Consider the following 26,354-nt stretch of genomic DNA (forward strand, 5'->3'; position numbering starts at 1 on the left):
CGTCAATGGCCGAATCGCGCGTCGAAGTGAGCGTCGTCCTCCCCGCCTACAACGAGGAGCACACCATCGAGGAGACGGTGGAGACGACGCTCGACACGCTCGCCGACTTCCTCCCCGACGGGACCTACGAGGTCATCGTCGCGGAGGACGGGTGCGACGACCGCACGCCCGAAATCGCCGACCGCCTCGCCCGCGAGGACGAACGCGTCCGGCACTTCCACAGCGACGAACGCCTCGGACGCGGTGGCGCGCTCGACGCCGCCTTCCGCGCCGCCGAGGGCGAGACGCTCGTCTACTTCGATACGGACCTCGCGACCGACATGCGCCACCTCGAGGAACTGGTCGAGAGCGTCCGCTCGGGCGACTACGACCTCGCCACCGGGTCCCGGTGGATGCCCGAGAACGTCGCCGACCGCCCCGCGAAACGGGGCATCCCGAGTCGCGGCTTCAACCTCGCGACGCGCCTCCTCCTCGGTTCCGAGTTGCGGGACCACCAGTGTGGCTTCAAGGCGTTCTCGCGGGAGGCGTTCCGCGACCTCGTCGTCGACGTCGAGGACGAACACTGGTTCTGGGACACCGAGATGCTCGTCCGCGCCCAGCGCAAGGGCTACCGCGTCCGGGAGTTCCCCGTCGACTGGGAGCCGAAGGGCGACTCGAAGGTCGACCTCGTCCGCGACGTCTTCGGGATGGGGTCGCAGATCCTCCGGTGTTTCTGGGAGTTCAAAGTCTCCCCGTACGCGAACCGGCGGACCGGCGCGCTCGCCGGGATTCTCCTGACGCTCGTCGCCATTGCACTGATGACAGTGTACCTCGACCCGAGTGCCGTCCTCGCGGAGATGCGCGACGCGAACCCCGCTCTCGTCGCCGCCGCGGGCGCCATCTACGTGCTCTCGTGGCCCCTCCGGGGACTGCGCTACCGCGACATCCTCTCGGAACTCGGCTACCGCGAGAGCGTGGGCTTCCTGACCGGTGCAGTGTTCATCAGTCAGACCGGGAACCTCGTCTTCCCGGCCCGCGCGGGTGACGCCGTCCGCGCCTACGTGGTGAAGGCTCGCCGGAACGTCCCCTACGCCTCCGGGTTCGCCTCGCTCGCCGTCGAACGGGTCTTCGACCTGCTGACCATCACGCTGCTCGCGGGGAGCGTCCTGCTCGGACTCGCCGCGTTCGCGCCGGAGGCCGTCGCCGACGTCGTCGCGGCTCTCTCCGGGACGGGCGAGACGCTCTCGGGCGACCAGCACCAGAGCGCGACCACCGCCATCGCCGTCGCGGGGCTGGTCGGCGCGGTCGCCATCGGGGCGGTCGGCGTCATCGTCGCCAGCGCCCGCTTCGAGGGGAACTTCGTCCGGCGGGCCGTCTCGTGGGCCAGCGACGACTCCTACGTCGCGTGGGTCGCGGACATCCTCGAACAGTTCGTCGGTGACGTCCAGCGCGTCGCCGCGGACGGTTCGGCGTTCGCCCGTGTCGGCGGGTCGAGCGTCCTCGTCTGGACCATCGACGTGCTCACGGCCGTCCTCGTCTTCGCGGCCTTCGATACGGGTCTCTCGCTCGTGACGCTGCTCGCGGTGGGCTTCTTCGCCGTCTCCGTGGGCAACCTCGCGAAGGTCCTCCCGCTCTCGCCGGGCGGCATCGGTCTCTACGAGGGCGCGTTCACCCTGCTCGTCGTCGCGCTCACGCCCGTCTCGCCCGCCGCGGCGCTCGGCGTCGCCATCGTCGACCACGCGGTGAAGAACGTCGTCACCGTCGTCGGCGGCGTCGCCTCGATGCTCGCGCTCAACGTCTCGCTCACCGAGGCCGCGGAGGGTGCCGAACACGCCGCCACGCCGGCCGACGACTGAATCCGTTTTCCTCGCTCCTCTTCGCTACTCCTCGTAGTACGCCACGAAGAACGGCCCGAGCGCGCCGGCCAGGGCCTGTCGGAGCGCGGACTCCCGGTCGATAATCCCGTCCGTGAGGACGCCCGCCGCACCCTGGTTCTCCGCGACGCCCGAGGTGTCGAGGACGTCGTCCATCACGGGCCCGAGTTCCTCGCCGGCCTCGACGCGGTCGGCGATGTCGTCGGGGAGGCGGATACGGGGACCGGAACCGACCTCGGTGCGGTCCCCGTCCGTCGCGGCCGCCCACATGATGAGGAAGAGACCGTCGGCGCCGTCGACGTGGGCGACGCCGCCCTCCAACCCGACGCCGAGGTGGTAGTCGCCCGCGTCGAGTGCGTTGTGCGCGCGGTTTCGGGCGCCTTGGACGGTCTCCTCCTCGCCGAAGGGTTGCTCGGAGACGCCCGACGGGACCGGTTCGGCCTCGACGAGCGCGCCCCGTCCTTCGAGCGCCGACTCGGTGGCGTCGCGTTTCACCGGGTTACCGCTGCCGACGGCGACGTACATACCCGTGGGTGGCACCCGCCGGCCTTTGAGTCGTCCGGTCGTAGACGGCGACCGTGGCACGCCAGACCCTCACTCACTCGAGCACATCTCGGAATCGTTAAGTGCGTTTTGCACTAACGAAGTCTTCACGCGATTACGGGACTTCTCCCGGGGAAATCCATCAATGGCAGACACCACCATGCGCGCACGACGACGAGAGGCAGAGAGAGAAGAAGAAGAAACGCAGGAGACCGAGACGAACGACTGCCCCGAGTGTGGCGGTCTCGTCATCCAGGACGAGGAACACGGCGAGACGGTCTGTGCCGACTGTGGTCTCGTCGTCGAGGAGGACGGCATCGACCGCGGGCCGGAGTGGCGCGCGTTCGACTCGAAAGAGAAAGACGAGAAGAGCCGCGTCGGCGCGCCCACGACGAACACGATGCACGACAAGGGGCTGTCGACGAACATCGACTGGCGCGACCAGGACGCCTACGGCAACTCGCTCTCCTCGAACCAGCGCCAGAAGATGCAGCGCCTCCGCAAGTGGAACGAGCGCTTCCGCACCCGCGACGCCAAGGAGCGCAACCTGAAGCAGGCGCTCGGTGAGATCGACCGGATGGCCTCCGCACTCGGTCTGCCGGACAACGTCCGGGAGACGGCCTCCGTCATCTACCGCCGCGCGCTCGAAGACGACCTCCTGCCGGGCCGCTCCATCGAGGGCGTCTCCACCTCCTGTGTCTACGCCGCCGCCCGCCAGGCGGGCGTCCCGCGCTCGCTCGACGAGATCGCGGACGTCTCCCGCGTCGAGAAGTCCGAGATCGCCCGGACGTACCGCTACGTCGTCCGCGAACTCGGCCTCGAAGTACGCCCCGCGGACCCCGAGAGCTACGTTCCGCGCTTCGCCTCCGACCTCGGTCTCTCCGACGAGTCCGAGCACCGCGCCCGCGAACTCCTCCAGACCGCGAAGGACCAGGGCGTCCACTCCGGGAAGTCCCCCGTCGGTCTCGCCGCCGCAGCCGTCTACGCCGCCGCGCTCCTCACCAACGAGAAGACGACGCAGGCGAAGGTGAGCGAGGTCGCGGACATCTCCGAAGTCACTATCCGCAACCGCTACCACGAACTCCTCGAAGCCGAGGGCGCCATCCCGGCCTGAGAGAGCGAGTCGACCGAATCCGGCGAGCGTACACGGTGCCGTCACGCATTTCCTGACGGCGTTCTTTTCGTTTCGACCGAGTACGGCGAGTGACGACCACGTCCCACGTCACCAACCATGAACGACCGCGAAACCGACGCTGACCCGGACACAGGCGGGTCGCCGGTCGAACACGTCCTCTCACAGGAGGAGGTCCTCGCGGCCCAACTCGAACTCGGCCTCGACGAACTCCGCCGGCCCCTCGACGGTCTCTTCCTCTCGGGGGTGTCGGCGGGATTGGACATCGGGTTCGGTCCGCTGTTCATGGCCGCGCTCTACACCGCCGCGACCGGAGTGTGGTCGGAACCGACGCTCGACTCGAGTCTCGGTATCCTCTACTCGGTCGGTTTCGTCTTCGTCGTCCTCGGGCGGGCGAGTCTGTTCACCGAGCACACGTCGCTGGCGGTGCTCCCAGTCCTCGACGGCCGCGCGGACCTGCGCCAACTCCTCCGGTTGTGGGGTATCGTCTACCTCGGGAACGTCATCGGCGGCGCGTTCTTCGCCGTCGCGATGGTCTACACTGCCCCCGCCTACGGCATCGTCGACCCCTCGGCGTTCGCCCACGTCGCACGACCGCTCGTCGCCCACCCGCCGGTGGTCACCTTCTTCGCGGCGGTGCTCGCGGGGTGGCTGATGGGCCTGCTCTCGTGGCTCGTCACCGCCGTCCGCGAGACGTCCACGCAACTCGCCGTCGTCGTCCTCGTCACGACGGTCATCGGCTTCGCACACCTGCCACACTCCGTCGCCGGGAACGTCGAGGTGCTCGCGGGGGCGCTGGTCACACCGGCCATCACGCTCGGCGACTACGTCCGGTTCCTGCTCATCGCCGTCGCCGGGAACGCCGTCGGTGGGTCGGTGTTCGTCGCGCTCCTGAAGTACGGCTACGTCGTCCGGGGACTCGACCGCTGAGGTGGTCGACGGTGTCCGGAAACCCCGAACACTATAGCGACGGCCGACCCATCCTCCGCGCATGGCGCTCTCCTTCGACGACTTCACGCTCTGTGCCGCGACGGCGGACCTGACCGACGAACCCGACGCCCGTGCGGACGCCGACGCCGTCGAGTACCGACTCGACCTCGCGGCCGCCTCGGGGGCGGACCCGCTCGCCGAACTCGACGCCTACGACGGCGACCTCCCGCTCCTCGTGACGAACCGCGTCGATTGGGAGGGGGGCGAGGCCGACGACGACGCGGCCCGTCTCGACGCCCTGGAGACGGCCGTCGAACACGACGCCGTCGAAGCGGTCGACCTCGAACTCCGGGCGTTCCTCGGCGAGGGCGACCACGAACCCGAGCGCGTGGCCGAACACGCCCGCGCGAACGACGCGAGCGTCGTCGTCTCGGTCCACGACTTCGAGGGGACGCCGCTCCGACAGGACATGCGCGGCCTCCTCGGGAACGCACTGGAGTACGGCGACGTCGGGAAACTCGCCGTGACCGCCGCGGACCGGACCGACGCCCTCGACCTCCTGACCGTCACCCACGAGTACGCGCTCGAAGACGAACCCGTCGCGACGATGGCGATGGGCGAAGCGGGGAGTCACACCCGCGCGGTCGCGCCCGTCTACGGTTCGAAGATCGGCTACGCGCCGGTCTCCCCCGAAGAAGCCACCGCACCCGGCCAGTACGACCTCGCGACGCTCCGGTCGCTAGTCGAGGAACTGCGCGGAGAGTAGACGAAGAAAGCGACGGCGTCGGCGACTCCAGTTAGTTCTGCGTTCGCTCCCGCTCGCGGCCTCGGCCCCGTTCCAGTTCCGACCAGCGCTCACGGACCAGCCGTTCTCGGTCGAGGTAGCCAGGCTCCATATCTCCGACTACGGGCCGGAGTGTGTTAACTCTGACCACATTCAAGAAGAGAGACAGGTAGGCCGATTCAGAGTCCTTCGACGTTGCGGAGTTTCTGCTCGACTTCGGGCGGTGCGGCGCTGGGGCCGTCGCGCACGCGGTGGTCGGGGACGACGATGGGGACCGGGTTCTCCGCGAGCGCCTCGCGGACGGTCATGTCGTCTTCCTCGTCCTCGGGGTCGAGACCGGGCGTCATCCGCGCGAGTTGCTCGACGGTCACCTGCTCGCCGTAGGGGATGTCGCGGGCGGCTTCGAGGACGTCCCGTTTCTCGCCCGAGAGCGTCAGCCCCACGTCGACGTCGTCGAAGTCGTCTTCGACGCCTTCGAGGTACGCGAGGAGTCGGTCGAGGAGTTCGTGTTCCTCCTCGGCGTCCTCGTCGGGTGTCGACGGGAACGAGACGCTGATGAGCTTCTCGCCCGCGACGCCGATTTGCACGTAGCGCCCCAGGTACGACGACTCCGCCGCGTAGATACCGGCCGCGTCCATGCGTGGAGGTTGCGCGGTTGCGGACTTGAACCTTCGCCTCCCCCGACGGCCGGCGGATTGCCGGCGCGCCCGCCCTTTATACGTGGGAGCGACGTTATAAGGAGACGAACCCCGATGGCGCAAAGACTTTGTACAGATGAGTGCATTATCGTACAACGATGAACGAGAGTGAGCAACTCGCGCCCGCCGTCCGCTCCATCCTGGAGACGGCGAGGGAGCGCGGTGGCGGGGGCGAACGCGTCTCCGTCGACCCGCGTTCGCTCACCGACGCGTTCGCGGCCGCCGAGGCCGACGGCCGGATACCGGTCGTCGCGGAGGTGAAGCCCACCAGTCCCACGACCGAGGGGACGCGGCGGGCCGACCCCGTTCGACTCGCCGAGGCGATGGTCGACGGCGGGGCGGCGGCGCTGTCGGTACTGACCGAACCCGAGCACTTCGGCGGGTCCCCGGAGACGCTCCGGCGCGTCCGCGCGGCCGTGGACGTCCCGGTGCTCCGCAAGGACTTCCTCCTCCGGGAGGCGCAACTCGACACGGTCGAGGCGGACGTGGTCTTGCTGATCGCCCGCTTCCTCGGCGACGACCTCGAACCCATGCTGGAGGCGGCCCGCGAGCGCGGCTTCCAGGTGCTCGTCGAGGTCCACACCGTCGAGGAGTTGGAGCGCGCCCTCGACGCCGGCGCGGACGTCGTCGGCGTGAACAACCGCGACCTCGCGAAACTGGAGGTCGACCTCGAAACCTTCGAGAGGGTCGCCCCCCACGCTCCGGACGACGTGACGCTCCTCGCGGAGAGCGGCGTCTCCTCGCCGGCGGACGCCCGACGGATGCGCGAGGCCGGGGCCGACGCCCTGCTAGTCGGTTCTGCGATTATGGCGGGTGCCGAGCCGGAACCACGTTCCGATGGACGAGCGAGCGACGAACGAAGTGAGCCGCGAGCCGACGAAGACGACACGGACGCCTACGAGACGGTCCGCGAGAACACACGAGAACTTGTGAACGCATGAGTACGGGAAAATTCGGAGACTACGGCGGACAGTACGTGCCGGAGGCGCTGATGCCGGCCGTCGAGGAACTGACAGACGCCTACGAACGGTACGTCCTCGAGAACGAGGACGGCTTCATGGAGGACTTCCGCGAGCGCCTGCGTGACTTCGGCGGGCGGCCCACGCCGCTCCAGCGCGCGGACAACCTCTCCGAGCGCTACGGCTACGACGTCTACCTGAAGCGCGAGGACCTCGTCCACGGCGGCGCGCACAAACTGAACAACGCGCTCGGGCAGGTCCTCCTCGCGAAGTACATGGGCAAGGAGCGCATCATCGCCGAGACCGGCGCCGGCCAGCACGGCACCGCGACGGCGATGGCCTGCGCCTACCTCGATATGCCCTGCGAGATCTACATGGGCCGGACGGACGTCAACCGCCAGCGCCCGAACGTCTACCGGATGCGTATCCACGACGCCGAGGTGAACCCGGTCGACATCGGCTCTGGGACCCTCAAGGAGGCCATCAACGAGACGATGCGCGACTGGGCGACCAACGTCGAGGACACCCACTACGTCATCGGTTCCGTGGTCGGTCCCCACCCCTTCCCGGAGATGGTCCGCGAGTTCCAGTCGGTCATCTCCGAGGAGACCCGCGAACAGGCCCAGGAGAAACTGGGCGGACTCCCCGAGGCCGTCGTCGCCTGCGCGGGCGGCGGGTCGAACACGATGGGCGCCTTCCACCACTTCGTCGAGGACGAAGAGGTCGACCTCTACGCGGTCGAGGCGGGCGGGTCGTCGCTCACCGTCGACGCCGAAGAAGGGTACGCGCCACACTCCGCGTCGCTCTCGACGGGGACCGAGGGCGTCCTCCACGGCGCGCGCACGAAACTCCTCCAGACCGAGGAGGGCCAGATCGTCGAGTCTCACTCCGTCTCCGCGGGTCTCGACTACGCCGGCGTCGGGCCGGAACTCTCCTACCTCGTCGACGAGGGGCGGGTCACGCCCGCCAACGTCGGCGACGACGAGGCGCTCCGGGCGTTCCACCGCCTCTCGCGCACCGAGGGCATCATCCCCGCGCTGGAGTCGAGTCACGCCGTCGCCTACCTCGAAGACCTGGAGAGCGAGGGACCGGTCGTCGTGAACGTCTCTGGACGCGGCGACAAGGACCTCGACACCGTCATCGAGGAGAGCGAGAAACGCGGCATCGAAGAGGCACCGGACATGGAGGTCTACCTGTGACCCGCGAAGACCTCGAAGCCGCCTTCGAAGGCGAACCCGCCCTCGTGGCCTACGTCGCGGCCGGCGACCCGTCCATCGAGGACACGAAGGAGTACGTGAAGGCACTCGTCCGCGGCGGCGCCGACGTCGTGGAACTCGGCCTGCCCTTCTCCGAACCCATCGCGGAAGGCCCCACGATTCAGGCGGCCGTCCGACGCTCGCTCGGCGCGGGCATGACCGTCGAGAAGTACCTCGACCTCGTCCGCGACCTCCGCGAGGAGGACGTCGACGTCCCCATCGTCTGCATGACGTACTACAACCTCATCTACCAGTACGGTGAGGAGGGACCGGACGACTTCGTCGAGGCCGCCGCCGACGCCGGCGTCGACGGCTTCGTCGTCCCGGACCTCCCGGTCGACGAGAGCGGGCCGATGCACGACGCCTGCGAGGCCAACGACCTCGCGCTCGTCTCGATGGTCGCGCCGACCACCACCGAGGAACGCCTCGACCGGATGCTGGAGCAGGCCTCCGGTTTCGTCTACGTGCAGGCGCGTCTCGGCACGACCGGCGCGCAGGCCGACGTCTCCGAGCAGACCCACGAGGGCCTCGAACGCGTCGGCGAGACCGACGTCCCGAAGGCCGTCGGCTTCGGCATCGCCTCGGGCGAGCAGGCCAAGGAGGTCGTCGAGGGCGGCGCCGACGGCGTCATCGTCGGCAGCGCCTTCATCGACATCATCGAGGAGGGCGTCGAGTCCGACGAGGACGTCGACGTGGCGGCACGTCTCGAATCGAAGGCCCGCGAACTCAAGGAGGGTGCCGTCGAGGGTATGCCGCGACCGGAACGAACATAACCATCAGTTTGCTACTCTCTCACACCATGAACACCGGGAAATCCGCACGACTCGAACGTATCGGGACAGATGGGAAGTTCGTCACCGTTCCGATGGACCACGGTATCACACTCGGCCCAGTGAAGGGGCTTCGCGACATCGAATCGACCATCGACGCCGTCACGCGCGGCGGCGCCGACGCCGTCCTGACGCAGAAGGGCGTCGCCGACCGCGTCCACGGCAACAAGAACGACAAGGGGTACATCGTCCACCTCAACGGGTCGACGGTCATCGGCCCCGACGAGAACGACAAACGCCTCACCGGCAGCGTCGAGGACGCCGTGAAGGTCGGCGCGGACGCCGTCTCCTTCCACATGAACGTCGGGTCCGAGCACGAACCCGACCAGATGACCCAACTCGCGGAGATCTGCTCGGACGCCGAGGACCTCGGGATTCCGGTCCTCGCGATGGCCTACGCCCGCGGCGAGGGCATCGACGAGCACGACGCCGAGAGCCTCGGCCACGCGGTCCGCCTCGCCGAGGAACTCGGCGCGGACGTCGTGAAGACGGCCTACTCCGGCGACGCCGAGAGCTTCGAGTACGTCACTGGCTCGACCAGCCTCCCGGTCATCATCGCCGGCGGCAGTCCGTCGGGCGACCTCCAGACGCTGAAGGACGTCCGCGGCGTCGTCGACGCGGGCGGCGCCGGCGTCTCGATGGGCCGCTCTATCTTCCAGCACGACGACCCCGAGGCGATGGCGCGCGCCGTCGCCGCCGTGGTCCACGAGGACGCGAGCGCCGAGGAGGCACTCGAAATCGCGGGTCTCGCCGAAGGCGTCGAAGCCTAACTCTCACTCATCTCACCGTTCCGTCGCGAACGCTGTACCCTTCGGCAGGTTCAAGGCCGTCGCATCGAGAAAAAAGAGTATAATGGCACGCGAAGTCTGGCTCAAGGCCGACGACACCGTCGGCGACTGGGAGACGCGAAAGCGTCGCATCACGGCCGGCCTGGAGGCCGGCGTCGACTGGGTTCTCGTCGACGAGACGGACGTCGGTCGCGTCCGTGACCTCGGACAGGTCAACGTCGCCGCATTCAGTAGCGACGACGTCGACGTCATCGGCGAAGCCGAAACCGAACAGGCCGAACCCGACACGTACGTCGTCGGGAAAGACGGTGAGGGCGACGGCACGGTCGACCTCCCGAACGACTTCTCCGGGTCGGCGGACCTCACCACCCTCCGCCGCGACGAGGACACGCAGGGTGCCTACGTCCGCATCCTCGGCAAGGAGTACGAGGAGTTCGCCGAGGCCGCCGCGAAGGACGCCGAGTACACCATCGTCGTCGGCGAGGACTGGCAGATCATCCCGCTCGAGAACCTCATCGCGCGCATCGGCGACGAGACGACGCTCGTCGCGGGCGTCACGACTGCCGAGGAGGCCGACACCGCCTTCGAGACGCTCGACATCGGCGCCGACGCCGTCCTGCTCGACACCGACGACCCCGACGAGATTCGACGCACCTGCAACGTCCGCGACCAGGCCGAACGGGAGACCCTCGACCTGGAGTGGGCCGAAATCGTCTCCGTCGAGGAGGCGGGGAGCGCCGACCGCGTCTGCGTCGACACGGGCACGCTGATGGACGACGACGAGGGGATGCTCGTCGGTTCGATGTCCCGCGGACTGTTCTTCGTCTACGCCGAGACGGCCGAGTCGCCGTACGTCGCCTCCCGGCCGTTCCGCGTGAACGCCGGCGCCGTCCACGCCTACGTTCGCACGCCCGACGGCACCACGAAGTACCTCGCGGAACTGGAGTCCGGCGACGAGGTGCAGGTCGTCGACACCGACGGCCACACCCGCGAGGCCGTCGTCGGCCGGGCGAAGATCGAGCGCCGTCCGATGTTCACCGTCACCGCCGAGACCGAGGATGGCGACCGCATCCAGACGCTCCTCCAGAACGCCGAGACCATCAAGGTCCCCACGAAGGAGGGACGCACCGCCGTCACCGACCTCGAAGCCGGTGACGAGGTACGCGTCTACACGCAGGAAGGTGGCCGTCACTTCGGCGAGTCCGTCGAAGAGCGGATCATCGAAAAGTAGCGCTGCGCGAACTCGTTTTCAGGAACGGTCGGGGTCGTAGCGCTCGTCGCCGGGTTCGACCCACTCCAGTTCCGTCGTACACCACGGACAGAAGTCGAGGTCGCGGTCGAGTTCCTTCCCACAGGCCGGGCAGGTCGCCTCCTCGTCCGCGCCCGGACCGGGACCTGCGGCCGCCGGGCCGCGCGAGCGGACCGCGACGAGGTAGGCGTCGACGACGTTCGTGAGGCGGACGGCGAGCAGGCCGAGCGTCGTCTCGATGGGGTAGTCGATCTGGAGCATCGCGCCGACGCCGCCCTGGCGGAACGCCTCGAAGGCCGCGTCGGGGACCAACACCGCAGCCGTCAGCATCGCGAGGGCGAACCACGCAATCGCCCGGACCCACTTTCGGAGGTAGAGGTGACCGACACCGGGGTAGAGGAACGACAGCACGGCCGCGACGAGACCACGACGGTCGAGTGACACGCGTCAACGTTGGAGCTACACGCCCCTTAAGTGCCACTCTTCGTGGGCGAGGAACTCCACGGCGTTGACGAGGTAGTGGGCGACGACCACGACGAAGAGGCTCCCCGAGAGGACGTAGACGGCCGCGAGCGCGAAGCCGAGGAGGGCCGCGACGGCGACCCCGACGCCGCCTTGGGCGGTGTGTGCGGCGCCGAACAGGACGCTCGACAGGACTGCCAACAACCACGGGGAGACGCCGAACCCCGCCGCGACGACCCCGACGAGCACTCCGCGGAAGAGCAACTCCTCGACGCCCGCGACGAGCGGGAGGACGAGTCCGAGGAGGACGGCCCACCCGCGGACCGTCTCGGGCGAGAGAGTCTCGCGGAGCGCCTCGGAGTAGGGGACGCCGAACCACTCACAGACGAACGAGAGCACCTCGTTGCCCAGCGAGAGGACGACTCCGGCACCGACGCCGACGGCGAGTGCCGTGGTCCCGACGTCCGCCGGCCCGAGGCCGAGCGCCGAGAGGGGGATCGACCACAGCCACGCCGCGGCGAGGAGTAACGCGCCGACGACGCCCTGCGAGAGCGCGACGTTGACGAGGAGCGCGGTCGGCGAGACGGCGGGCGTCGCCGCCGGTTCGGCGGGCGCACCCGCTCCCGTTTCGTCGGTGACGGCGGCCGCAGACGCCCGCGAGAGTGCGACGACGCCGAACGCGACGAAGACGCCGAGACCGACGAAGGGCGCCCACGCTGGGTCGGACATACGCGTCAGTTCGGGGGCGGGGAATAAGGAGTCGGTGGTCGGGAGAGCGGAGGAGAGAAGAGCCGTGTCGCTACTGCGGACTCGGGCTACCGGTCGTCCCGCTCTGCTGGCCCTGCTTGTCGAGGGCCTTGCCCGTGATGGACTTGAGCCGGTCGACGAGCGAGTCCTTCTCGGGTTCGCCGACGAGGGCGACGTCGAGGACTTCGCTGATGTGGCTGACCGGGACGATGTCGATCTGCTCTTTGTACTCCTCTTCGATCATGACGTCCTGTTCGTTGGCCTCCGGGATGATGACCGTGTCACAGCCGGCCTTCGCGGCGGCCTCGATCTTGTGGGTGACGCCACCCACGGGGAGGACGTCGCCGCGGACGCTCAGACTGCCGGTCATCGCGAGGCTCTGGTCGACGGGGATGTTCTCCAGCGCCGAGATGACGGCGGTGGCGACGGTGATAGAGGCGGAGTCGCCGTCGACGCCACCCTCACCGACCTGGACGAACTGGATGTGGACGTCCTTCTCGGAGAGGTCCTCGTCGCTGAACTTCTTGATGATGGCGGAGACGTTCTCGACGGCCTCCATCGCCATCTCCTTGAGCTGACCCGTGGCGATGACCTCGCCCGGACCCTGCGAGGGCGCGACCTCGGCCATCACGGGCAGCATGATGCCGGAGTCGCCACCCATGACGGCGAGACCGTTGACGCGGCCGACCGCGCTCCCTTCGGAGACCTTCAGTTCGTAGTCCTTGCGGCGCTCGATGTAGTCGTCGGCGACCTGCTGTTCGATGGAGCGCGAGCGCTTCTTGGCCTCGAGGACGTCCTCGCGGGTCGTCTGCTCGTGACCCTTCGACTTCGCGAGGTCGCCCGCCACGCGGACGAGTCCGCCGAGGTCACGCAGTTTGAGCGTGAGTTGCTCTTTGCGGCCGGCGCGACGCTTGGCCTCGAGGATGATCTCGCGGACGGCGTCCGGTTCGAAGTGCGGGAGACGGCCGTCCTTCTCGACTTCCTGGGCCACGAAGCGCGCGTAGCGGCGGCGCATCTCGGGCGTGTCGTCGATGGTGTCCTCCATGTACACCTCGTACCCGTACCCCTTGATACGGGAGCGGAGTGCGGGGTGCATGTTCTCCATCGCGTCCATGTTCCCGGCGGCGACCATGATGAAGTCACAGGGGACGGGTTCCGTCTGGACCATCGCGCCCGAGGAGCGCTCGGACTGGCCCGTGATGGAGAACTCGCCCTCCTGGATGGCCGTCATCAGTTTCTGCTGGGAGCGGATGTCGAGGGTGTTGATCTCGTCGACGAAGAGGACCCCCTTGTTCGCCTTGTGGATGGCCCCGGCCTCGACGCGTTCGTGCGACGGCGTCTCCATGCCGCCGGACTGGAACGGGTCGTGGCGCACGTCGCCGAGGAGCGCGCCGGCGTGGGCGCCGGTGGCGTCCTCGAACGGCGCCATCTGCCGCTCGGCGTTGTTGATGAGGAGTTTCGGGACCATCGCGTCGCTCCCGCGGTTGGAGTAGCGGAAGGCGAAGTAGATGATACCCGCGGCGAGGATCCCGATGAGGATCTGGTGGACCACCAGGAACGAGTAGCCGATGATGACCGCGAGGATGATCCACATGAGGAAACTGCGCATCTGGTTGCGCTTGCGTGCTTCCTCCTTGTGGGCCTCGACGATCTGGTCGCCCTTCCCTGCCGGGACGGTGCGAACCTTCGGCTCGTTGGAGTCGTCCGGGTTGTGGTAGACCAGGACGTCCTGGAGGCTCTCCTTCGGGAGGAGGTGGCTCATCGCCTTGGCCAGCATCGACTTCCCCGTCCCCGGGGAGCCGATCATCATGACGTGTCGGTGCTGCTTGGCCGCGCGCAGCACGATGTCCCGGGCCTCTTCCTGTCCGATGACTTGATCGACGAGACGGTCGGGGACCTGAATGTCCGAGGTGTCGTCGACCAGGAGCCCACCGAGGAGGTCGTCCTCGGCGTTCTCCTCGTCGATCTCGACGTCGCCTTCGACGTCGACCTCGCTCCCGAGGTCCTCGAGGTCCGTGTCGTCGAGGGAGTGGGAGTCGGGACCGGGCTCGTCGTGCCCGTCGTGCCCGCCCTGCGGCGGTGTTCCAGTCGGTTCGTCGTTGCTCATAGAACGGGATACCGTTGCTAGTTTGGAGGGACGGACGCCTGATATACTTTCTCCCTCCGGCGAGTGCACAATCGGCCGCGAGAAGCGTCCTCGGCGCCGTTCTCGTCGGTCCGGTGACGTCGAGTGCGGGGAGTTTGTCACGGTCGTCGACGCGCCGTCGCGCACGGAACGTGGCTCGGCGGTTCACAGCCATTCGCTCACGGGTCGTTCCTCCCCGTTCGCGTTTCCGAGATTCTCACTCGCTCCCTCCGGTCGCTCGTTCCGAATCTCGTTCGCTCCGAATATCCCTCTCCTTTCCGTGACTCGCTATGTTTATGCACGACACTCCACAACCACCCTCCACGACTAATGACGCGTGGGTTCTACATCGGCCGGTTCCAGCCCTATCACAACGGCCACCACCGGGTCGTCGAGCAGATCGCCGACGAGGTCGACGAACTCGTCGTCGGCATCGGGAGCGCCGGCGACTCGCACACCGACCGTAACCCCTTCACGGGCGGCGAGCGCATGATGATGATCACGAAGGCGCTCGTCGACGTCGACCTCGTGACCTACGTGGTGCCCATCGAAGACATCAACCGAAACGCGGTCTGGGTCAGCCACGTCCAGAGCATGAGCCCGCGCTTCGACATCGCCTACTCGAACAACCCCCTCGTGGTCCGACTGTTCAACGAGGCGGGCATCGAGGTCCGCCAGTCGCCGATGTTCGAACGCGACGTCCTCGAAGGCACGGAGATCCGCCGCCGGATGGTCGAGGGCGACGACTGGGAGAACCTCGTCCACCCGAAGGTAGCCGAGGTCATCGAGGAGATCGACGGCCTCGAACGGATTCGCCGCGTCGCCGACACGGACAGTTCTTAGGGGGCACTCCACGTCGTCACCGAACGTCTACCCGGCGTCGACCGACGACTACTGGACCCTACCCGAGCGTCGCGGGAACGAACCCCACGGATTTACGTCGAGGAGTAACAACATCGGTTGTAAATGTCCGATTCGCCCCCGATCGACCGCTACCCACAGCTGTCGGGACCGCTCTACCGGGCGGTCCAGCGCGAGGGTGTCTTCGACGACTCGAAGACGTTCGTCGACTGCGTCCCGCGCGTCGACCCGGCCGTGATTCGCGAACGCTTCCGCGCGCGCCGCGACGACGCCGACTTCGACCTCGACGCGTTCGTCCGCGAGCACTTCGACGTCCCGAGCGACGAGACCGAGACGCCCGACCTCCCGGCCGACCGCACGATGCACGAGCACGTCGACCTGCTCTGGGACCACCTCACCCGGCCGGCCGACGCCGACGTCGACCGGTGGGACACCCGCCTCCCGCTCCCGCGGCGCTACGTCGTCCCCGGAGGGCGGTTCCGCGAGATGTACTACTGGGACACCTACTTCACCGCCGAGGGACTGGCCGCGGACGGCCGCGTCGACCTCGTCGCCGACCTCGCGGAGGACTACGCCAGCCTCGTCGACCGCGTCGGGCACGTCCCGAACGGGGCACGCCGCTACTTCCGGAGTCGTTCCCAGCCACCGCTGTTCTACCGGCTCCTCGCCGTCCTCGAACACGAGCGGGGCTTCGCGGCCGTCGAACCCTACCTCGACCGCCTCGACGCCGAACACGACTACTGGCTGGACGGCGCGACCGACCTCGACGCGGGCGAGGCCCACCGCCGCGCCGTGAACGTCGACGGCACGGTGCTGAACCGGTACTGGGACGACCGCCCCGAACCCCGACCCGAGTCCTACCGCGAGGACCGCGAACTCGCCGCCGACTTCGACCCCGACGAACGCCCCAAATTCTTCCGCGACGTCCGCGCCGCCTGCGAGTCCGGGTGGGACTTCTCGAGTCGCTGGCTCGCCGACCCCGACGACCTCCGCACGATACGGACGACCGACCTCGTCCCGGTCGACCTGAACGCCTTCCTCTTCGGGATGGAGACGCACCTCGCGGAGTGGTTCCGCGAGGCCGGTGAAGCGGACCGTGCCAGCGAGTACGACCGCCGCGCCGCCGAACGCCGCGAGGCCGTCGAAGCACACTGCTGGGTCTCCGAGCGAGGGACGTACGTCGACTACGACTGGCGACGCGACGAACGTGCCGAGCGGGAGACGCTCGCCTGCGCTGCGCCGCTGTTCACCGGACTCGCGAGCGACGACCGCGCCGCCGCCGTCGCCGACCGACTGGAGAGCGCGTTCCTCCAGGAGGGCGGCCTCGTCACCACGCTCGCCGACAGCCCCGAGCAGTGGGACTGGCCGAACGGCTGGGCGCCGCTCCAGTACGTCGCGGTCCGAGGGCTCCAGCGCTACGGTCACGACGACCTCGCCCGGGAGGTCGCCGAGCGGTGGCTCGCGGCCAACCGCGCGCAGTTCGAGCGCACGGGGAAGATGCTGGAGAAGTACGACGTCGTCGACCCGGAGAGCGCGGCCGGCGGCGGCGAGTACGAACTCCAGGACGGCTTCGGGTGGACCAACGGCGTCGTCTCGGCCCTCCGCCGGGACCTCGACCTCGGGGAGTAGAGGCCGAACGACGAACCGTTTTTCCACTCGCCGCGCACACTCCCGCGTATGCTCACGCTCGCCTCCGACTTCGGCACGCCGTACCCGGCAGCGATGAAGGGAGTGATCCTCCAGCAGACGGACGCGCGACTCGTCGACGTCGCACACGACTTTCCTCGGCAGGACGTGCGGACGACGGCGTTCTGGCTGCGGGAGGTCCTGCCGTACTTCCCGCCGGCGGTCCACCTCGTCGTCGTCGACCCCGGCGTCGGCACCGACCGCGCCGCCGTCGTCGTCCGGGCGGGCGAACACGCACTCGTCGGTCCGGACAACGGCGTCCTCGTCCCGGTCGCGCGCGAACTCGCCCCCGACGGTGAGTTCGAGGTGTTCGAGATCCGCGGCCAGGAACCGGCGAGTTCGACCTTCCACGGCCGAGACGTGTTCGCACCCGCCGCCGCGGAGGTCCACGAGGCCGGCGTCGAGGGATTCTCGACCCGCCCGGAGTTCGAGGCGACCGACGAGTGGGTCGACCTCTCCTTCCCCGACCCGGACCTCGGTACCGATGTGTGCCGCGGCGAGGTGCTGGCCGTCGACGACTTCGGGAACGCCGTCACCAACCTCCCGGGGAGCGTCCTCGATACCCTCCCCGAGCACGTCGCGGTGAACGGCCAGGAGGCCCCCGTCGCCGAGAGTTACGCCCACGTCGACGCCGGCCAGTGGTTGGTGACCGTCGGCAGCCATGGGAACGTCGAGTTGGCGGTCAACCGCGGCCGCGGCGACGAGGCGTTCGGCGTCGAACCGGGCAGCCCCGTCGAGTTGCGGGCGCCGTAACCGCCGATGAGTCCGATACCGGTCTTCGACGTGATGAACGCCGTCGGCCTCGTCGCCTTCGCGGTCGTCGGGTCGCTGAAGGCCAGCGACGCCCGCCTCGACCTGCTCGGGGTCTCGGTGCTCGGCTTCCTGACGGCGCTCGGCGGGGGCATCACCCGCGACGTCCTCGTGGGGCGGATTCCGGCGGCACTCAGCGGGAGCAACGACGTCACGTGGGCGGCGCTGGGCGTCGTGCTGGCGATGGTCCTCGCACGAATCATCGAGGAGCGCCACCTCCTCGACCACCCCGCGTTGCTCGTCTCGGACGCGGTCGGCCTCGCGGCGTTCGCGGCGACGGGCGCGCTCGTCGGCGTCGACGCGGGCGTCTCCGCGTTCGGCGTGGTCGTCCTCGCGGCGCTCACCGGCGTCGGCGGCGGGACCATCAGCGACGTGCTCCTCGACCGGATCCCGTTCGTCCTCACCGAGGACTTCTACGCCACCTGCGCCGTCGCCGGCGGGGTAGTCTTCGTCACGGCGACGGCGGCGGGAGTCGACCCCCGAACCGCCGCGGTGGCCTGTGCAGCCGTCGTCTTCGGGACGCGCGTGGCGGCGCTCCGGCGCGGGTGGGAACTCCCGCGGCTCTAGGGTTCGTCGTCCGACTCGTCGCGGTCGTCCGTCGAGTCGCCGACACCGTCCACGACGTCTTCGACGCCGTCACCGACCGCGTCGACCCCGTCGCCGACGCGTTCGACCGCCTCCTCCACGCCGTCCTCGACGCCGTCGGGGACGTGGTCTTCGAGTTCGCCGCGTTCGAAGTAGAGGAGTTCGACGAGGACGACGAACACCGCGACGACGAGGACCATCCAGAACGTGTGTCGCTCGCGGTGGTAGAGGTTCCAGAGCATCACCGGGGCGAAGGCGAACGCGCCGACCGCGCCGACGGCCGGCGGGACGGGGTGAATCGACGCCGCGTCGCGCTGGCGGAACGCGAGGACGCTCACCGACCCGAAGACGACGATGAACGCGAGCGACGCGAAGGAGGTGATGGCGCCGAGACTCCCCCACGCGGTGAACGCGGCGGTGACGAGTCCGAGGACGAGGATGGTCACGTCGGGCACGCCGTCGGCCTCGGCGTCGGCGAGTTGGTCGGGCAGGAGGTTCCCCGAGACGAGTTTCTTCGCGAAGTGGCCCGACGAGAAGAGGGTCGCGTTGATGGCGCTCCCCGTCGAGAACAGCGCCGATATCGAGATGACGAGGAAACCCAGCGAGGCGAGACCGAAGTAGCTCAGCATCGCCGACGCGGCGTCTGCGAGCGCGACGTGGGGGTGGTGCTGAATGGCCTGGGGTGCGAGATTCGTCGTCACGACGGCCACCAGGACGTAGATGACGACCGCGGTCGGAATCGAGAGGGAGACCGCCTTCCGGATCGTCTCGGTCGGGTCCTCGATGCGCTCCTGGTCGTAGAAGAGGAGTTGCCACCCCTGGAAGGCGACGAAGGAGATGGCGGCCGCGACGATGGGGGTGATGCCGGTGAGTCGGTCGAAACCGAGCCTGACCGGTTGGCCCGAGACGGGCGCGAGGTAGACGAGTCCCCAGACGCCGAACGCGACGAGGATGCCGACTTTCGCGGCGACGAGGACGTTCTCGGCCGACCCGGTGACGCGCGCCCCGGCGACGTTGAGGACGACGAACAGCGCCACCGCGAGCACGGAGACGACGGGACGGAGCGGGACGCCGGCGTAGCTGTCGGGTACCGCGGCGAAGCCCAGCGTGAACTCCGCGAACGCGAAGGCGTACATCGCCATCGAACCGATGTAGCCGAACAACAGGGACCACCCGACCATCCCCGCGAGCGTGGAGTTGCCGACGAACTCCTGAATGAAGGAGACCGACCCCCCGCGCTGGTCGCCGAGCGCGTTGAGTACGTTGTACGAGTAGCCCGCACAGAGCGCGACGACGCCCGCGGCGACGAAGCCGAACCACGTCGCGTACATCGCGATTCCGGCGACCACCCCGAGGACGGCGTAGATACCGCCACCGATCATTCCGCCCAGGGCGATCGCGACACTCTCTCGAAGCCCGAACTGCTCCCCCATGCGGGTGGTGTTCGGCCATCGGCGCGGAAAGAGTTGTGGCCCCGCCGACAGATAGACGGCGCACCAGCGTCGACGCGGCCGCCGACACGGGAGTCGGCCGGTCACCCGGTCGTCCCTCGACCGCTTCCAGAGGTGTACCATATCTCAGTTATCGGGCCGACAACTGAGATACGCGGCCAATAACTGAGATATGGTGGAGATGGTCGATATATTCGGACAACAACTGAGATATACGCCCGATAACTGAGATATGGGGCGAGGCGAGCACGTCGAACGACCACGCGGTTCGACGTCGACGACGTGAGCGAACGACGGACGACGGACGGCGGGGTCACTCGCCGAACTCCGGTTCGATGCGACGGGCGTAGGCGGCGAGCGTCCGGCGCTCGAAGTAGGTGAGTTCGACGACGAACACCGCCAGCGCGGTGAGGACGACTGCGACGAAGACGCGCGGTTCGCGAGTGGCGAGGTGCCAGAGCATCAGCGGCGCGAACAGCGCGGTCCCGAGGACGCCGACCGTCGGAATCACCGCACTCACGCGCTCGTCGTCGCGGAGAGTGAACGCGAGCGAACTCATCACGCCGAAGACGACGATGAACGCGAGCGACGCGAAGGAGGTGATACCCTCCAGACTGCCGTAGACGGTGAAGCCGACGGTGACGAGACCGAGGAGAAGCATCGTCCGTACGGGGATGCCGTCGGCGTCGCCGTCGCCGAACTGGTCGGGCAGGAGGTCCTCGCGGAGCATCCCCTTCGCGAAGTGCGCGGCCGAGAAGAGAGTCGCGTTGATGGCGCTACCCGTCGAGACGAGTGCGGCGACGCCGACGAGGACGAACCCCGCCTCGCCGAGGACCGGGCGGGCGGCCACCGCGAGCGCCACCTCCTTCTTCCGGAGGATGAGTTCGGGCGAGAGGAGACTCGTCGTCACGACGGCGACGAGGACGTACGTCGCGACGGCGACCGGAATCGCGGTGTAGATAGCTCGCGGGATGGTCCTGTCCGGGTCGTGGACGCTCTCGCGGTCGTAGAAGAGGAGTTGCCACCCCTGGAAGGCGACGAAGGAGACGGCGGCCGCGACCAGGGGACTCAGGCCGGAGAGTTCGCGGCTCACGAACTCCAGTTTCCCCTGCCGGAGTCCGTAGTAGGCACCCAACAGCCCGAATCCGAGGAGGACGACCATCTTCACGGCGACGAGGACGTTCTCGGTGACGCCGCTGGTCCGGGCGCCCAGGAGGTTCAGGCCGACGAACAGGCCGACCGCGGCGGTCGAGACGACCGGCCGGAGTGCCATCGCGCCGACCGCGTGGACACCCACCAGTTCGACGAAGAAACTCCCGAAGGCGTAGGCGTACATCGCCATCGACCCGACGTACCCGAAGAGGAGCGTCCAGCCGACCATCCCCGCGAGCGTCGTGTTGTCCGAGGCCCACTGGACGTACGTGACCGACGCTCCGTTCCGGTCGGCGACCTCGTTGAGTTTGGTGTAGGAGTACCCCGCACAGAGCGCCACGACGCCCGCGGCGACGAACGCGACCCACGCACCCGTCCCCGCGATGTTCGCGACGACGCCGAGGACGGAGAAGATACCGCCGCCGATCATCCCGCCGAGGGCGATGGAGACGGCGGAGAACCACCCGAGCGTACCGTCGGAGTCCGACATTCGGCCCAGTGGTAGGGACGGACGCGTGTTAGGTGTACGGGCCGCCCCACCGCCCTCTCGCGACTTCCCGTCTGAGGACTGTTCGCCGTGTACTCGGGCCTTTTTCCGTATATATTGAATATGTAATAGACATGTCGAAGACGTTCGACGTCGACGGAATGACGTGTAGCGGCTGTGAGAAAATCGTCTCCTCGGAGGTCGGCGACATCGACGACGCCGAGTCCATCGAGGCCGACCACGAGGCCGGGACCGTCACCGTCACGGGTGACGTCGACGAGGACGACGTCGCGGACGCCGTCGAAGACGTCGGCTACGAACTGCAGGGGTCCCACGACGGGGCCGACGGACAGACGTTCGAGGTCGAGAACGTGGACAGTCCGGACGCCGCGGACACCGTCGCCGAGGCGGTCGGCAACCTCGACGAGGTCGACTCCGCCTCGGCCGACCACGAGGACGGGACCGTCACCGTCACGGGTGACGTCGACGAGGACGACGTCGAAGACGCCGTCGAGGACGTCGGCTACGACCTCGACTGACGGAACCCCGGCGAAGACGGTTCTTCGGGCTACTCGGCGGCGATGATGTCGTCGATGCGGACGATCATCGTCGCGGCCTCGGTCGCGGACTCGACGGCCTCGCGCTTCACCGCGGCGGGGTCGAAGATGCCGTGTTCGACGGGGTCGGCGATCTCGCCGGTCTCGCCGCTGCTGATGATGCCGGCCCGACCCGAGTCGTTGGCGGCGCGCAGGTCGACCAGCGCGTCGATGGGGTCCATCCCCGTGTTCTCCGCGAGCGTCCGCGGGAGGAGTTCGAGGGCGTCGGCGAACGCCTCGGCCGCGAGTTGGCCGCGCCCCTCGATGCCCGTCGCGGCGTGGCGGACGCGGTCCGCGAGGACGATTTCGGTCAGGCCCGCGCCGGGGACGACGCCGCCCTCTGCGAGTGCGACGGCGGCCACGTCGAGAGCGTCGCCGACGGCGCGTTCGAGTTCGTCGAGGACGTGGTCGGTGCCACCGCGGAGGAACAGCGTGACGGTCTCGGCCTCCGCGCCACCCTCGACGAAGGTGAGGTGGTCGTCGCCGAAGGACTCGACGCGGACGTGCTCGGCGAACCCGAGGTCCGCCTCGTTGAGACCGTCGACGCCGCCGAGGAGCGTCGCGCCGGTCGCGTTGGCGAGTGCCTCCGCGTCCGAGGACTTCACGTTCTCGTACGTGAGGACGCCCTCGTTCGAGAGGAAGGCGGCGACGCGGTCGTCGACGGCCTTCGTGCAGAAGAGGACGTCGACGCCGGCGTCGGCGATGGTCTCGGCGTAGCCGCGGAGTTCGCGCTCTTCGGCGTCGAGCACGGCGTCGAGTTGGTCCGTGCTCGTGATGGTGTACTCGACGTCGGTCGACGTCTCGCGGGTGTCGAGTTTCGCGCCGAGGACGGCGACGGTCGCGTCCCGGACGTCACGGGGGACGTCGTCGCGGACGGGGTCCTCGTCGACGACGATCCCCTCGACGAGTTCGGTCGCGCCGGCCGCGGCGCCGACCTGCGTGTGGACGCGGACGTCGTCGCGGTGGACGGTCTCGCCGTCGTGGACGTGGCGGATGGCCTGGACCACGAGGTCGGCGAGGACGTCGGCGCTCACGTCGCCGGTCCCCTTGCCGGTCATGCTCGTCGCGGCGACGCGGCGGAGCAGGTCGTCGTCTAACTCCTCGTCGAGGACGAGGTCGTCGATAGCTTCGAGGGCGACGTCGCGGGCCGCGGCGTACCCCTCGACGACAGTCGTCGGGTGGACGTCACGTTCGAGGAGTTTCTCGGCCTTCGCGAGGAGCGTCCCCGCGAGGACCGCGGCGGTCGTCGTCCCGTCGCCGACCTCGTTCTCCTGTGTCTCGGCGACCTCGACGAGCATCTGGGCCGCGGGGTGTTCGATGTCCATCTCTTCGAGGATGGTCACGCCGTCGTTCGTGACGACGACGGTCCCCGTCGAGTCGACGAGCATCTTGTCCATCCCGCGGGGGCCGAGCGTCGTACGGACCGCCTCCGCGACGGCCTTGCCGGCGGCGATGTTCGACGACTGTGCGTCACGACCACGGGTCCTCTGGGCGTCCCCCAGGATGTAGATGGGACTGCCCGTACCAGCACTGTACGACATACGAGATTCCAGACGCTAGCGGTTCTATATATAGATTTCGCGGAGTGGCGGGGTGAGGTAGCACGGCACTCGGGGGCGACCCGTCTACGCGGGACTCCGTTCGTAGCGCGACACCGTCCGGTCCATCCGCGAGGAGATTCCGTTCGGGTTCCGACGGGGCGGGTCGTCCGCCCGCCGGGCGCGCAGGCCCTCGCGGACGCCGGTCGCGACGTTCGTGACGACGGCCGACCCGTTGGCGAACCACTTCGAGGGGTCCTCGTCGCCGCGGGCGACGTCGCAGGCCACGCCGAACGCGTCGCCGACGGCGTGTTTGATTCCGCGCCAGAGGATGCGCGGGCGGAGACCGTAGTTCTTCACGAGGCGATAGGAGAGCGCGCGGTACTTCAGCCCCCACGCGGGGACGTCGGCGCTGTCGGCGATACGGTCGGCCACGTCGTCGCGTTCCTCGCGGAGGACGACGACGTCGGTGTGCCAGACGACCTCTCGGTCCATCGCCGCGAGTCGGTGTGCGGCGTCGCGGGCGGCACCAGTCTGGAGGTACTCGTCGAACCCGTCGAGCGCCTCGACGGTCTCGCGGGTGAACGCGACGTTCCCGCCGTCGAAGAAGGTGACCGACCGGCCGGCGAGGTCGGCCCGCTCGACGGCCTCGGTGGTGACGCCGCCCGACACCTCGCGGTGGATCGGGCCGGTGACGACGTCGGCCCCCTCGCGGACGGCCTCTCGGACGGCGTCGGCCCAGCCCGGTTGGACCTCGCTGTCCTGTCCGACGAGTGCGACGACGTCGCCCGAGGCGGCGCTGAACCCGGCGTTCCGCGCGGCGTTGAGGTTCCGTTCGGAGAGTTCGAGGAGGACGTCGACGGCGTCGTGTTCGCGAACCATCCCGGAGGTGCCGTCGGAGGACGGCCCGTTGACGACGACGACTTCGACGGACGGCGCGTTCGCGTCCAGCGCGTCGAGTACCGTCGCGAGGCGGTCCCGTGCGTTCAGCGTCGGCACCACCACCGAGATGTCCATATCACGGTACAACGCACCTGTGTGTAAAAATACCTGGCTCTGTAGTTTCGCTAGACGGAACCGCCGCGACTGCGTTATTGCCGTAGAAAACGAAGAGACAGAATGCTTTGGTATCGGAATTCCGTCTCCTCACCCGTGTTACGGTCGCTAAGGCTAAATCAGTTGTCGCTAACCCAGACGAACCCGCCGACCCCGAAGGGGGTGGCGGGTTCGCCGAATGGGCGATGCTCACGCTTCATGCACTCCGGATCGAGCTGGGCAAATCCTACCGCGTTGCGGTGGATTTGCTCAGCGAGATGCCCGGCGTTCTTGACGAGATTGGGCTCACGCGGCTTCCTCATTACACCGTCCTCCGCACGTGGTTCGCTCGGATTCCGACCAAGACGTGGCGTGCGTTTCTCGGCGCGTCAGCCGAGAAACGCACTGGCCACGCCGCCATCGATTCGACTGGCTTCGACCGCGACCAGCCCAGCCGCCACTACGCCAATCGCACGCACTACCGCATTCGGGCACTGAAGGTCACTGCACTCGTGGATGTCGAAACGCTGTACATCACCGACATCCACTCGACGACCTCGAAGAAACACGATGCGAAGATCGGCCCGCAGGTCGCCCGGCGCAACGCCGGCGACCTGCGGAGCCTCGCTGCCGACCGAGGCTACGACGCCAAAGCCTTCCGCGACGAACTCCGCAACAACGGCATCAGACCGCTGATCAAGCACAGGATCATGAACCCGCTCGATCACGCCCATAACGCCCGCATAGACGGTGATCGGTACCACCAGCGCTCCATGTCAGAAACCGTCTTCTCCTCAATCAAGCGCACGCTCGGCGCAGCCGTGCGTGCGCGAAGCTGGTGGCTGGAGTTCCGTGAAATGCTGCTGAAAGCCACCGTCTACAACCTTCGCCGGAGCGTGAGATATCCGTGAAATCAACCGCCGTGTACCGAAACTACAGAGCCAAATACCTCGGACGACGCCGTCCGCCGAGGGGCGCAAGTGGCCCGCTCGACCGCGGGCTACACCCGGGCGTCCCAGTAGGAGACGGAGGCGAGTTTGTCGCCGAGTCCGGTCGACCCGACCGTCGTGTCGAACTCACGCAGGTCGTCGGCGATCCAGTCCGGAATCTGCCGGTAGAGTCCGTAGGGGAGGACGAAGTCGTGTTCGGCGTCGACGAGCGAGAGGCCGGCGCCGGAGACGAGGTCCTCGACCTCGTCGCGACCGTAGAGTCGCGACCCCATCGGGAGCAACCAGTTGTAGATCGAGCGCGTGCTGAAGCGATTGAAGGTGTCGAAGAAGACCTGGTTCTTCGAGACGCGCGCCATCTCGCTGAGGAACTTCGCCGGCGTATCGGCGAGGTGGAAAAAGCGCATCGCGAACACGGTGTCGAAGTAGTCGTCCGGGAACGGGAGTCGGGCCGCGTCACCACGCATGAACTCGAGGTGGTCGGCGACGCCCGCCTGCTGTGCCTTCTCGCGGCCTTCTTGGAGCATCGGCCCGGAGATGTCGAGTCCCGTGATCTCGGCGCCGCGCTCGGCGAGCATCACGGTGAATCGGCCGGTCCCACAGGCGATCTCGAGGACACGTTTGTCCTCGACGGGGCCGAGCGCCTCGAGGACGGCCCGCTTCTCGCGGCGGTCGATGAGTCGGCCACCGCGGGAGAAGCGCTTCTCGTCGTACTCCTCCGCGACTTCGGTGGCCTGGTACCACTCCTGTCCCTTCACGTTCGTTTCGAGACTACTGCCGGCGAGGGATAAAACCGCCGTGGTTTCGCTCGCTTCGCTCGCTCCACCACGGGGTCTCACTCGATCCGCTC

Annotated in this window: 25 protein-coding genes; 15 read left to right on the forward strand and 10 right to left on the reverse strand. The window is 68.3% G+C overall.

The genetic code is table 11. The features are described 5' to 3' along the window. Positions 1-5: 5 nt before the first annotated feature. Positions 6-1,835 carry a flippase-like domain-containing protein gene (locus tag P0Y33_RS10145; protein ID WP_279527294.1) on the forward strand — a complete coding sequence of 610 codons (1,830 nt, stop codon included), beginning with the start codon at positions 6-8 and terminating at the stop codon, positions 1,833-1,835. Between the two features lie 24 nt (positions 1,836-1,859). Here P0Y33_RS10145 and P0Y33_RS10150 read toward each other — a convergent pair whose 3' ends face one another. Next, on the reverse strand, positions 1,860-2,378 hold the full coding sequence (locus P0Y33_RS10150) for an inosine/xanthosine triphosphatase (protein WP_279527295.1): 519 nt from the start codon (positions 2,376-2,378) through the stop codon (positions 1,860-1,862). A gap of 163 nt (positions 2,379-2,541) precedes the next feature. Here P0Y33_RS10150 and P0Y33_RS10155 point away from each other — a divergent pair, with 163 nt between their 5' ends. The 3 genes from P0Y33_RS10155 to P0Y33_RS10165 all read left to right on the forward strand — a co-directional run bounded on the left by P0Y33_RS10155 (position 2,542) and on the right by P0Y33_RS10165 (position 5,224). Continuing rightward, positions 2,542-3,510: a transcription initiation factor IIB gene (locus P0Y33_RS10155; protein ID WP_328518005.1), complete on the forward strand. Its 969-nt coding sequence runs from the start codon at positions 2,542-2,544 to the stop codon at positions 3,508-3,510. Between the two features lie 117 nt (positions 3,511-3,627). Beyond that, on the forward strand, positions 3,628-4,458 hold the full coding sequence (locus P0Y33_RS10160; RefSeq protein WP_279527296.1) for a formate/nitrite transporter family protein: 831 nt from the start codon (positions 3,628-3,630) through the stop codon (positions 4,456-4,458). A 61-nt stretch (positions 4,459-4,519) separates the two neighbouring features. Beyond that, positions 4,520-5,224: a type I 3-dehydroquinate dehydratase gene (locus P0Y33_RS10165; protein WP_279527297.1), complete on the forward strand. Its 705-nt coding sequence runs from the start codon at positions 4,520-4,522 to the stop codon at positions 5,222-5,224. 197 nt (positions 5,225-5,421) lie between these two features. On the opposite strand, the gene P0Y33_RS10170 is transcribed toward P0Y33_RS10165, so the two are convergent. Continuing rightward, the gene (locus tag P0Y33_RS10170) at positions 5,422-5,880 is read right to left on the reverse strand and encodes an MGMT family protein (RefSeq protein ID WP_279527298.1); all 459 of its coding nucleotides are present in this window, start codon (positions 5,878-5,880) and stop codon (positions 5,422-5,424) included. 158 nt (positions 5,881-6,038) lie between these two features. Between P0Y33_RS10170 and trpC the strand changes: the two genes are divergently transcribed. The 5 genes from trpC to P0Y33_RS10195 all read left to right on the forward strand — a co-directional run bounded on the left by trpC (position 6,039) and on the right by P0Y33_RS10195 (position 11,004). Continuing rightward, entirely contained in the window at positions 6,039-6,881 is an 843-nt protein-coding gene (trpC, locus tag P0Y33_RS10175; RefSeq protein WP_279527299.1) for an indole-3-glycerol phosphate synthase, read from the forward strand. After that, positions 6,878-8,098: a tryptophan synthase subunit beta gene (trpB, locus tag P0Y33_RS10180; RefSeq protein ID WP_279527300.1), complete on the forward strand. Its 1,221-nt coding sequence runs from the start codon at positions 6,878-6,880 to the stop codon at positions 8,096-8,098. Before trpC ends, trpB begins: the two co-directional genes overlap by 4 nt. Further along, complete coding sequence (gene trpA, locus P0Y33_RS10185; RefSeq protein ID WP_279527301.1) at positions 8,095-8,928, forward strand: tryptophan synthase subunit alpha; 834 nt, start codon at positions 8,095-8,097, stop codon at positions 8,926-8,928. The genes trpB and trpA overlap by 4 nt, the downstream gene beginning before the upstream one ends. A gap of 26 nt (positions 8,929-8,954) precedes the next feature. Further along, positions 8,955-9,755, forward strand: coding sequence for a 2-amino-3,7-dideoxy-D-threo-hept-6-ulosonate synthase (locus P0Y33_RS10190; RefSeq protein ID WP_279527302.1), 801 nt, complete (start codon positions 8,955-8,957; stop codon positions 9,753-9,755). Positions 9,756-9,837: 82 nt separating this feature from the next. Beyond that, the gene (locus tag P0Y33_RS10195) at positions 9,838-11,004 is read left to right on the forward strand and encodes a 3-dehydroquinate synthase II (protein WP_279527303.1); all 1,167 of its coding nucleotides are present in this window, start codon (positions 9,838-9,840) and stop codon (positions 11,002-11,004) included. A gap of 18 nt (positions 11,005-11,022) precedes the next feature. Here P0Y33_RS10195 and P0Y33_RS10200 read toward each other — a convergent pair whose 3' ends face one another. The 3 genes from P0Y33_RS10200 to lonB form a co-directional block, all read right to left on the reverse strand. Further along, positions 11,023-11,466, reverse strand: coding sequence for a zinc ribbon domain-containing protein (locus tag P0Y33_RS10200; protein ID WP_279527304.1), 444 nt, complete (start codon positions 11,464-11,466; stop codon positions 11,023-11,025). Between the two features lie 15 nt (positions 11,467-11,481). Further along, positions 11,482-12,213, reverse strand: coding sequence for a CPBP family intramembrane glutamic endopeptidase (locus P0Y33_RS10205; RefSeq protein WP_279527305.1), 732 nt, complete (start codon positions 12,211-12,213; stop codon positions 11,482-11,484). A 70-nt stretch (positions 12,214-12,283) separates the two neighbouring features. Beyond that, positions 12,284-14,338, reverse strand: a complete 2,055-nt coding sequence (gene lonB / locus P0Y33_RS10210) for an ATP-dependent protease LonB (protein ID WP_279527306.1) — start codon at positions 14,336-14,338, stop codon at positions 12,284-12,286. A 348-nt stretch (positions 14,339-14,686) separates the two neighbouring features. On the opposite strand from lonB, the gene P0Y33_RS10215 reads away from it, so the two are divergent. The 4 genes from P0Y33_RS10215 to P0Y33_RS10230 all read left to right on the forward strand — a co-directional run bounded on the left by P0Y33_RS10215 (position 14,687) and on the right by P0Y33_RS10230 (position 18,280). Continuing rightward, entirely contained in the window at positions 14,687-15,199 is a 513-nt protein-coding gene (locus P0Y33_RS10215) for a nicotinamide-nucleotide adenylyltransferase (RefSeq protein WP_279527307.1), read from the forward strand. A 123-nt stretch (positions 15,200-15,322) separates the two neighbouring features. After that, positions 15,323-16,846: an alpha,alpha-trehalase TreF gene (gene treF, locus P0Y33_RS10220; protein ID WP_279527308.1), complete on the forward strand. Its 1,524-nt coding sequence runs from the start codon at positions 15,323-15,325 to the stop codon at positions 16,844-16,846. A 48-nt stretch (positions 16,847-16,894) separates the two neighbouring features. Beyond that, on the forward strand, positions 16,895-17,656 hold the full coding sequence (locus P0Y33_RS10225; RefSeq protein WP_279527309.1) for an SAM hydrolase/SAM-dependent halogenase family protein: 762 nt from the start codon (positions 16,895-16,897) through the stop codon (positions 17,654-17,656). Between the two features lie 6 nt (positions 17,657-17,662). Next, entirely contained in the window at positions 17,663-18,280 is a 618-nt protein-coding gene (locus P0Y33_RS10230) for a trimeric intracellular cation channel family protein (protein WP_279527310.1), read from the forward strand. On the opposite strand, the gene P0Y33_RS10235 is transcribed toward P0Y33_RS10230, so the two are convergent. Further along, positions 18,277-19,731 (reverse strand): APC family permease, encoded by a 1,455-nt coding sequence (locus P0Y33_RS10235; protein ID WP_279527311.1) that lies wholly within the window; start codon positions 19,729-19,731, stop codon positions 18,277-18,279. The two genes, P0Y33_RS10230 and P0Y33_RS10235, sit on opposite strands and share 4 nt — an antisense overlap. A gap of 331 nt (positions 19,732-20,062) precedes the next feature. Then, complete coding sequence (locus P0Y33_RS10240) at positions 20,063-21,391, reverse strand: APC family permease (RefSeq protein WP_279527312.1); 1,329 nt, start codon at positions 21,389-21,391, stop codon at positions 20,063-20,065. A gap of 131 nt (positions 21,392-21,522) precedes the next feature. Here P0Y33_RS10240 and P0Y33_RS18935 point away from each other — a divergent pair, with 131 nt between their 5' ends. Beyond that, complete coding sequence (locus tag P0Y33_RS18935) at positions 21,523-21,927, forward strand: heavy-metal-associated domain-containing protein (protein ID WP_321170494.1); 405 nt, start codon at positions 21,523-21,525, stop codon at positions 21,925-21,927. Between the two features lie 29 nt (positions 21,928-21,956). On the opposite strand, the gene thsA is transcribed toward P0Y33_RS18935, so the two are convergent. Both thsA and P0Y33_RS10260 read right to left on the reverse strand, forming a co-directional pair. After that, positions 21,957-23,525 (reverse strand): thermosome subunit alpha, encoded by a 1,569-nt coding sequence (gene thsA / locus P0Y33_RS10255; protein ID WP_279527313.1) that lies wholly within the window; start codon positions 23,523-23,525, stop codon positions 21,957-21,959. Between the two features lie 84 nt (positions 23,526-23,609). Continuing rightward, complete coding sequence (locus P0Y33_RS10260; protein WP_279527314.1) at positions 23,610-24,539, reverse strand: glycosyltransferase family 2 protein; 930 nt, start codon at positions 24,537-24,539, stop codon at positions 23,610-23,612. Between the two features lie 107 nt (positions 24,540-24,646). On the opposite strand from P0Y33_RS10260, the gene P0Y33_RS10265 reads away from it, so the two are divergent. After that, positions 24,647-25,468 carry an IS5 family transposase gene (locus P0Y33_RS10265; protein WP_279527315.1) on the forward strand — a complete coding sequence of 274 codons (822 nt, stop codon included), beginning with the start codon at positions 24,647-24,649 and terminating at the stop codon, positions 25,466-25,468. An 89-nt stretch (positions 25,469-25,557) separates the two neighbouring features. Here the strand turns inward: P0Y33_RS10265 and P0Y33_RS10270 are convergent, their stop codons facing one another. After that, the gene (locus tag P0Y33_RS10270; RefSeq protein ID WP_279527316.1) at positions 25,558-26,262 is read right to left on the reverse strand and encodes a class I SAM-dependent methyltransferase; all 705 of its coding nucleotides are present in this window, start codon (positions 26,260-26,262) and stop codon (positions 25,558-25,560) included. Positions 26,263-26,354 lie beyond the last annotated feature (92 nt).

The organism is Halospeciosus flavus (assembly GCF_029814175.1).
Classification (GTDB): domain Archaea; phylum Halobacteriota; class Halobacteria; order Halobacteriales; family Halobacteriaceae; genus Halospeciosus; species Halospeciosus flavus.